General features: G+C 46.4%; 7 protein-coding genes. 1 reads left to right on the top strand and 6 read right to left on the bottom strand.

Annotated elements, in window-relative coordinates; all coding sequences use genetic code 11:
* Window positions 1–259: IS1-like element transposase (locus FHC51_RS20490; protein WP_255585102.1), on the bottom strand; the 259-nt coding region annotated here is incomplete at its 3' end.
* A 17-nt stretch (window positions 260–276) separates the two neighbouring features.
* Here FHC51_RS20490 and FHC51_RS20485 point away from each other — a divergent pair.
* Window positions 277–351, top strand: a complete 75-nt coding sequence (locus tag FHC51_RS20485; protein ID WP_001554537.1) for an IS1 family transposase — start codon at window positions 277–279, stop codon at window positions 349–351.
* 53 nt (window positions 352–404) lie between these two features.
* Here FHC51_RS20485 and FHC51_RS20480 read toward each other — a convergent pair whose 3' ends face one another.
* The 5 genes from FHC51_RS20480 to FHC51_RS20460 form a co-directional block, all read right to left on the bottom strand.
* Window positions 405–1,088 (bottom strand): fimbria/pilus periplasmic chaperone, encoded by a 684-nt coding sequence (locus FHC51_RS20480; RefSeq protein ID WP_114388379.1) that lies wholly within the window; start codon window positions 1,086–1,088, stop codon window positions 405–407.
* 25 nt (window positions 1,089–1,113) lie between these two features.
* Complete coding sequence (locus tag FHC51_RS20475; protein ID WP_220436474.1) at window positions 1,114–2,736, bottom strand: fimbrial protein; 1,623 nt, start codon at window positions 2,734–2,736, stop codon at window positions 1,114–1,116.
* Window positions 2,729–5,119 (bottom strand): CS1-pili formation C-terminal domain-containing protein, encoded by a 2,391-nt coding sequence (locus tag FHC51_RS20470; protein WP_255584937.1) that lies wholly within the window; start codon window positions 5,117–5,119, stop codon window positions 2,729–2,731. Before FHC51_RS20470 ends, FHC51_RS20475 begins: the two co-directional genes overlap by 8 nt.
* Window positions 5,120–5,273: 154 nt before the next feature.
* Window positions 5,274–5,951: a hypothetical protein gene (locus tag FHC51_RS20465; protein WP_103824987.1), complete on the bottom strand. Its 678-nt coding sequence runs from the start codon at window positions 5,949–5,951 to the stop codon at window positions 5,274–5,276.
* Window positions 5,952–6,027: 76 nt separating this feature from the next.
* The gene (locus FHC51_RS20460) at window positions 6,028–6,609 is read right to left on the bottom strand and encodes a common pilus major fimbrillin subunit EcpA (protein WP_220436473.1); all 582 of its coding nucleotides are present in this window, start codon (window positions 6,607–6,609) and stop codon (window positions 6,028–6,030) included.
* Window positions 6,610–7,170: the final 561 nt, after the last annotated feature.

The raw sequence follows: 7,170 nt of genomic DNA, 5'->3' as shown, positions 1-7,170 counted from the left end.
TTTTTAAGTGACGTAAAATCGTGTTGAGGCCAACGCCCATAATGCGGGCGGTTGCCCGGCATCCAACGCCATTCATGGCCATATCAATGATTTTCTGGTGCGTACCGGGTTGAGAAGCGGTGTAAGTGAACTGCAGTTGCCATGTTTTACGGCAGTGAGAGCAGAGATAGCGCTGATGTCCGGCGGTGCTTTTGCCGTTACGCACCACCCCGTCAGTAGCTGAACAGGAGGGACAGCTGATAGAAACAGAAGCTGGCAAGGCTGGGACGGAAGTCACTGTCGTTCTCAAAATCGGTGGAGCTGCATGACAAGGTCATCGGGCATTATCTGAACATAAAACACTATCAGTAAGTTGGAGTCATTACCCCGGCTTCTGTTCAGAGGGACTTATGGTTTACCAATCGCTAATTATGGAAGCATCCATTACCTAATTTAATGTATTTCTCCTGCGCCACGATAAATTTTCTATTCGTTACGCTTACGCTTTTATCCTGATACTTTTCTCCCGGCAACATATAAAACTGCGTTGAACTTTCATCATCGCCCTCGCAACCTTTCTGGATAATCACCCTGAAAAAGGTATTGCCGGTATTTTCGATAATGCCTTTTTGCTCATCGACTTTATAAGCCAGTTTAATTTTACGCGGACGAACGACGAGTATGGTACTCATCGAGGTCACCGGCAGCACGTTTAAATTACTGCCGGTTTTCTGCAGCGGGTAGAGACGAAGCGGGATCTCCTTAAACACGACCCGGAAATAACGTTCTTTATCATCCTTTGGGCCGCGATAATAGAGTTTAAAATAGTCTGTTTGCAGGGGCGCGAGCGAAAACTTCAGCGGTGCCCAGAGGATCTCCAGATCCTGGTCGCTAATTTTGTTTTCACCGCCATTGCCAGGCCTGTCAATTTTCCAGGCGCTGATGTTATACAGATTTGTTCGGTCGGTATCGTTATAGATTGGCCGGGAGACAAAATCTTTGTCTGCCGGCATATCGTAGATAAGCGCGCTAAACCAGACGGCATGTGCCGTGTTAATGGATAGCAGCGCTGCCAATAGCGTCGGGATTGTGAAACCCGCTTTTCTCATAAACATAGACCTTTGCGCACCAGGCTTAAGATGAACGATCGACGCCCACCCAGGTTGCCGTCGCCTTGATCTCCCCGCTGGCGCTCACGGTGCCCATCCAGTCCTGACCAGAAAGCGTAAATTGCGAGTGAGAGTCATTCATAGGGAAGATCAGCTTAATATTTGCTCTGTAATAAAATGAATCATCGAGATTGGCGTTCCACGCCGTTTGTACCCAATTGGCACGAGTAATATTGATCGGCGCGTCCGAGCAGCTGTTTCTCTTAGTAATGGTGGCTCCCGTATTACTGGTGAGCGAGATATAGGCCGGAACCGGCACCTTCAACGTTTCATCGGCAGAGGTAAACACGCAGTACGGGGTGCGCTGAATGGTCGCGCTCTCGCCGACGACCTGGACGGTAATGCTGTCAGCCTGACGCGGAGCCGATGTGGTAATACGGTACTCAAACTCAATGGGTTTATCACTGTCAATTTTGCCAGACTGTTTAGGGTTCGCCTTTTCATCTGCTGAAACAATGCTAATACCATACTCTTTGGGAACGATATTCAGCGTCGTCGAGGTCGTGAATTGATAGTAACCCGACTCGGGTGTGTTGGTGTTATTAAAATTCAGAGTAAAAATATTGTCATTGGCACTAATACTTGTCCCCGCCTTAACCATTTTTTGGAAAAAGCTATCCGAGATAAAGGCATAGACGTAATCACCACCGGTGGTGAAAACGTTGCTGTAAGCGGTAGTGTTACTGAAGTTATACCATTTGCTGGCATCGCCACTGTATTTTACGTCTGACGCGTATGGGCTAAAACCAAGCTTCGAGTTATCAATTATCATCTTAAAATTAAGCGAATTGATCTTTTGGGTTTCTTGCAGGGAGTAAGCGGCCATCTTACAAATCAGCCCCCTGACGTTGCTGACCACCCCCACCTGGCAATATTCAGAACCAATGTTTACGCTCGGTGTGCCGTCGCTGGCGATCCAGACTTCCGCCAGGGCGCCCGTGCTCTGGAGCCTGAGATGGCCCAGCTTTGTGACGTTAAATATACGCTTGTGCCAGTAGCCGGTGCTGAGGGTATTACAACGTTCACCGGCAGCGTAGTCGTAGTCCGTGTCACTGTAGCAGTAGTTCAGGTCAAAGCTATCCTGCGTTCCAACCGGCTGATCCTTAAAGTAATTATACGCTGCTGGGCTAAATGAGGCAAAACCATACGAGCCGTTATATAAGCTATTACCGGCACGAGCGTGATAAAAGCCGCTGTTGTCCCTGGCGCCCGCCTCGAGATAGCCTGTAGAGGGACATGTCCCTCCGTTCTGGAGACGGCAGCGGAGCCCCATTAAGGGACCATTAATGGGGGAATTATCAATCCACATATCCACCCAGGTATTTGTTTTATGCCAGCCAACGACGCCCATGTATCCCATACTATCCTGGTTGGTTTTATACCGGGTCCAGGTATTTGCGCCCGTAAAGCGGGGATCGAGGGACGATGAAGTCAGAAAATATTCATTATCGACGTTGTTTTCAATAAACAAATAGGAGTTAGAGACAGCTGCCTCATTATACATATGTACTGCGTACGCGGCCCTGGAATTTAAAAAGGTAATAGCAAGGCTGAAAATAATAAGTGCTAACGTCTGTCTGTTAAACATTAGGCTGCGCTCCTTTATTAGATGCTGACTGAACCTGTGGATGGCACGGAATATCACCCATCCATACGGCACCACGCGCTTTGGTCAGTTCCAGGTCGGCTTCGCAAACGCCGCCCTGCTGGTCAATTAACGTGATGACCGGGTAGCGCTTGTCTACATCCATGGCAAACTCGCCCTGATCGTTGGTTGTCGTTTTGCCAATGTGGTTACGAATATTGACGTTGGAAAAAGCTTTGCCGTTAAGGTTTTTCATACGGCCAAATACGGTGACCAGCTGCTTGACTTCAGGTGTAATTACGCTGACGTTACCTGGATACAGCACGACATTACTGCGACGCCCGCGGACGATCTCTACGCTATCCATCGAGTTTTTGTCGTTCATTAGCTCAACTTTATATTCAGCGTAAGCGGGGAGGCTGATGTAATTACTTTTACCGGTGAGAGGGTAATTGTGGCCATTAATTTGCGCCGTCATCTGACCTTCTTCCGCGAAGTTAGTGTTGATAATAATACCGGAATTATCCGTACCTTTACCGAGGTTAACACCCTCTTTCGTCCACGCAACGCTACCCTGAGAGTTGAGGGTCAGGTTGGTGTTATTATCTGAAGAGCGTGTTGCCGAAACGGTTCCGGTATTGTATTTCGTATCATAAGAGGCATAACCGTTGATGGCGAAATCGTCAGACTGGTAGCTATTGCTATCACTCTCGTCACCGCCGCTAATACGCTTCGACACTGATGCCCCAACCTGAGTAATTGGGCTGTTGTCAAAACTTTTACGGAGCGTTGCGTTCGCCAGCGTAGCGCCATTTTCACTGGACATGCCAGTACTTAACCAGGTTGAAAGCGGTAAGCTTAAATCCAGGTTAATGTATTTATCGCTGACGTTACCGTTATCACGATAAGAATAGCGCTGGATACCGGTGCGCATCGTGAGCGTGGCCCAACGGTTATTATAAAGCGACTGGCTGTAATCTACGTTAGTGTAATCATTGTTGTTGTATTTATCCTTTGAGTAGCTAACGGAGAGACTCCCTAACCCCGGAATAAATGTGTTCAGATTGGTGCTGGCGCCAATAGTCGTATAGTCACTTTTGTACATCGGCAGTTTATCGCCTATATGGCTAAACTGGCGCGATGCCCAGATATTGCCGTAACCGCCCGGAAGAGCAAAGTTCAGCGTACTGATGCTCTGCCAGCTGCTGTCTGTTGCCAGCAGCAGTTGCTGGTTGGCGCTGAAGAGATCGTTAAACTCGACGTTAATTTCCGACTCATTGACGCCATTGTTGTCAAAACCATAAAGGGTGGATTTAATATTTACGCCGGATAATATAGGTAGCCGTGTTCCCAACGCTGCGCCGGCGACCCAGGTATCTTTTTCACCATAATCGATGTTGTCATGGTCACGATAATCCATCTTATTGTATTTAAGCATGCCAGAAAACAGCTGCCAGTCGATAAGACCCGTAACGCTTGATTCGCGCGCAAACGTCTTGTTGATTTGCGTGGTTCGGTAGCTAACCTCTTTGCCGTTCACTATCACAGACACGTCAACATTGTAGACACCAAACGGTAGCTTAGAGGTGTCAACCTCATAGCTACCCATTGAAAATTGTTGAATGCTGAGCAGCTTACCATTACGCGTAATATGTACCTCGCCTGCGGCAGGTAAGAACACGGTAATAGGTACCAGCGTTAAGGTATTATCTTCAATTCGGGTGCTGCTTTTATTGCCAAGGCTAACCCCGTAAATGCGGCTGGAATTCAGCGCGCTCATGCTGGCTATCGACTGCAGGTTCCATGTATCCACCATCCCTGCGGCAACACGCATACCCTGATAGTCGCGCTCATACATTGCGCGATACAGCTCGCTTTTATTATCTTTGGTACCAACACCATAAACAGAACCGTTAAGGTTTACATGGTGCTCGCGCAGCGACGTAGAGTTATCCAGAGTGATATAACTGCTGCCGTTGTTATCCTCGTCGTACTGGCTGTAATAACTCCCAACACTGTAGTTAAGAATGTTAGAAAGCTGATCTGAAGATGATTCGCCCAGTATATTGGTGCGCGGTATTATTGCCGCGTCCATCGCCTCTCTGCTGACCAGCAGTTCAAGATAAAACGAACGGGTATCCAGAATGATAGAGGCGTCATTATTGAGCTGGATTCGATTCCCATCGTTAAATTTGGCGTCCTTCAACTCGCTGATAACGGTTTTAAGCTGAGAAGCCAGCTCCGTTCTGTTTGGCAGATCAGAAAGCGTGATCTGATTGATAACAAAAACACCATCGCTAACGGAGATGATTGCATCAGCGATTTTTTGACGACTGGGGGCTACTGCCTTTTCACCATCATATCGTATAAAAACGGGGATCGTCATGCCCTGCTGAAGAGCGTAGGCGAAAGCAGCAGGGATGACTTGATTATTAACCTGAAGAGGTACGGCGGAATTTGCTGGTAAACAATAACAGCGGTCAACATGAGCCCGCAGAATACAGATCCCTTATTTAAATCCGACTTATCCATAATAGTCTCTATTTTGCGTGAATTAACTGCTCACCATGCCAGATGCCAATACGGGTCATTTTATTGTTGAGATCGGTATGTTTTATTTTTACGCTGAGCCCGGGCATTAAATTATATCTTTCACGGCAGCCCTTTCCGTCATCCTTCTTTTTATCTTTACAAGGACCATAGGAAATAACACGGAAAGAAACGTTGCCTGTGTTGGTTATCTCGCCACCCTGGCGTTTGTAGTCGAAGTGCTCTTTACGTGGTGCAACAACCAGAATGGTACCAATCACTGCTGAGGTGGTCGCCTGACCGAGCTTGCTTTCTTTGGTGCCGTCAAATTCTGAGATGGGTTCATCAGTCCATGACAGGCGATAATAGCGCTCTTTATCATCGGCTGGTCCGTTATAAATGAAACGGAAGTTTTCTTTGGCATAGCCGGGTAATATTAAACTTGCTGGTGTTGAAAGTAATTCGGACCGATCTGCCATTGGAATGATTTTGCCATCAGCCATCGGGGAGGATAGTCTTTCAACTTTAACGGTAACGAATCGCGCAGCCTCGGTGTTATTCTCAATCTCTTTTGCCAGGCTATTATTTTTTGAGGTTATTATTGAGGTGACATCCCCAACGTTAATTGCCTGGGCAGGAAACACAATTGCCAGAGATAACGCAGCCGCGCAAAGATAACTTAATTTCATGGGGTATCCTTACATTAAAAGGAGACTAATAGTCTCCTTGTCTCTTTCCATTAGAGGGGTACTGCGGGGGTAATAATTAAGCGGTAGTCCACACTGCGTTGAACTGTACCTTAACGTCGCCGCTCCAGTAGCCGTCGTTCAGATCGGCGAACTCAACTTTGTTGGTGCCGTCGCTGGTTGCAGAGTCGATACCAAAGGTGAAGTTACCCTGAGTAGAAGTACGATCTTTACCTGCGTAAGCAGTGCTTACAGCCAGCGCGTCCAGACCTGCAGAGACGTTATTAGCAGTATCGATCAGTTTTAAAGCTTCGGTTTTGCTCAGAGCCTGGCCATTCCATTTAATACCTACGTCCAGCGTAGAGGTATCAGTAGCGCGGCTCAGAGTGTTGGTCACGATCTGAGAGGTCAGCAGGAAGTCGGTAGCACCAGACTGGCCTTTAATAGTGATGTCGAAAGCGCCATTCTGGGTGTTAAACGCCTGAATGCCTTCTGCATACTGGAAAGAGAGAGATTTGAGTGGGGTCACAACCAGTGCGCTGGTAGTATCTTTAGTTGCGCTTGCATCCCAGGTAGCGGTAGCGGAAGCAGTCACATCTGCCATAGCGTTAGAGCAAACAAAAGCGGCAGCGATGCAACCAGCTAACATTAATTTTTTCATCTTTTATTCCTTTAGTGTATTAATCCGTTATGGTGGAGCAGTCTTATTCACCTGGCGTAATAAGTCGTCAGCAATCTTATATATTAAGTGAATATTCGCAGTGAACTGGGAATATTATATTGCCGGGAGTTTCCGTTTAGTGAATTACATTCAAACGTCTCATGTTTCGAATGTGAGGCTAGTTTAATGAGTAGGTATTTGTTTGTACAGGCGATTAATTGAATTCAATTTTAAATTAAAATGACTGCCATACCAGTGTTTATTAAACCATTAGCACAGCGAATGTATTATAGGTTCGCTTAATAAATTCTATGAATGAATTTATCCAATACATATTTTATTATTATCTATCACAGGAAGGTATATCGTAAGTGTTTAAGTAAAAAGGGTGTTGATTACGGACTTTTATTACAGATTTTCTTAACTGTTTATTTTTTCTGGCTTAAAAGGCGTGCTTTAATCGGCTCGAGTTATAATTGTTTTTTGTGATTTAAGTAGATTTACTGCCACTCGCCTGCATTTTTTGTTGATTAGACACTTTTCGCTCTCAAATTCAACCGA

Source organism: Leclercia sp. EC_58 (genome assembly GCF_019584355.1).
Classification (GTDB): Bacteria; Pseudomonadota; Gammaproteobacteria; order Enterobacterales; family Enterobacteriaceae; genus Enterobacter.
This window is presented reverse-complemented; position numbering and strand designations above follow the sequence as displayed.